This window comes from Paenibacillus sp. RU5M, from assembly GCF_900221055.1.
In the GTDB taxonomy this organism is placed as follows: domain Bacteria; phylum Bacillota; class Bacilli; order Paenibacillales; family Paenibacillaceae; genus Paenibacillus; species Paenibacillus marchantiae.
In genome coordinates this window covers 1-1,449 of the sequence record NZ_OBQM01000030.1, presented here as the reverse complement: position 1 = coordinate 1,449, position 1,449 = coordinate 1, and the positions used below count along the sequence as shown (strand labels likewise).

Genomic DNA, 1,449 nt, shown 5'->3' with positions numbered 1-1,449 from the left:
ATGAACTGCACCCCAATTGTTAGACACAACTACCAATTGGAGGTGCAGTTTTTTTATGACTAAATTCAGTTCAGAAGAAAAAGTACAAGCCGTTATGCGTTATGAAAAGGGATCAGAAAGCTTGAAAAGCATTGCAAAATCGATCGGGATTCACCATTCTGTCTTTTTAAACTGGATTAAACAATATGAGCATCATGGTGAAAAAGCTTTTATAAAGGGCTATACATCATATCCTACTCAGATTAAACTAGACGTACTTCATTATATGAACGAATTTGGGACGTCTGTTAGAGAAACGGCTGCTATATTTAATATACCTAGCCATAGTACCCTTTTAAGTTGGCAAAAAAGCCTGGAATTACAAGGGATAGACGCCCTTCAATTAAAGAAAAAGGGGCGCTCATCCATGAAAAAAGGATCTAAAGCACAGAAGGACCAAACACTAGTAGAAGGATCTGTAGAGGCTTTACAAGTAGAGGTAGAGCGTTTGAAAATGGAGAATGCTTATTTAAAAAAGTTGAATGCCTTAGTTCGAAACAAGGAAAAATCACCAAACAAGACAAAGCTCAAGTAGTCTATGAACTAAGGAACGAATTTTCGGTGAAAGCACTTCTACAGCTAGCAGGTATCCCTCGTAGCACGTATTATTACGTCGTAAAAGCGTTTGGTACGGTAGACAAGGATTTAGAGCTAAAAGACATGATACAAGCGATTTATAAGGAGCATGAGGGACGCTATGGTTATCGTCGTATTCGCGATGAGTTAACCAATCGTGGACACCATGTGAATCATAAAAAGGTACAGCGTTTGATGAAAGTATTGGGATTAAAGTGTTTGGTGCGTATGAAAAAATATCGTTCATATAAAGGGACCATTGGCAAGATCGCACCGAACCTATTAGAACGCAATTTCCATGCTGAAAGGCCAAACGAGAAGTGGGTTACGGACATTACAGAGTTTAAATTGTTCGGAGAAAAACTATATTTATCTCCCATGCTTGATCTGTATAACGGAGAAATCATTACATATACGATTGGTTCAAGACCGGTCTACTCGCTTGTTTCCACAATGTTAGATCAAGCATTTTGCAGTTTAACAAATGAAGATAAACTCCTTATTCATTCGGATCAAGGCTGGCACTACCAGATGAGACCGTATCGTCATGCCCTTAAAGAACGTGGCATCACGCAAAGTATGTCCCGTAAAGGGAACTGTTACGATAACGCCGTCATGGAGAACTTCTTTGGCATCATGAAATCCGAGTTCTTGTATTTAAAGGAATTTGAAAATATGTCACATTTCAAACAAGAACTATCCAAATACATCGATTATTACAACAACAAACGCATTAAGGCAAAACTAAAAGGCATGAGTCCGGTACGGTACCGGATTCATGCCCAACAAGTTGCTTAAAGATATAATGTGTCTAACTTTACGGGGTCACTTCAT

The 1,449-nt window shown here is 38.6% G+C and carries 1 protein-coding gene; it reads left to right on the top strand.

The genetic code is table 11. The annotated features are described in order from the left end of the window. The first annotated feature begins 55 nt into the window (after positions 1-55). A protein-coding gene (locus tag CRO25_RS32910; RefSeq protein ID WP_097115855.1) for an IS3 family transposase occupies positions 56-1,413 on the top strand; the annotation gives its coding sequence in 2 pieces (ribosomal slippage) (positions 56-509 and positions 509-1,413; 1,359 coding nt in all). Positions 1,414-1,449: the final 36 nt, after the last annotated feature.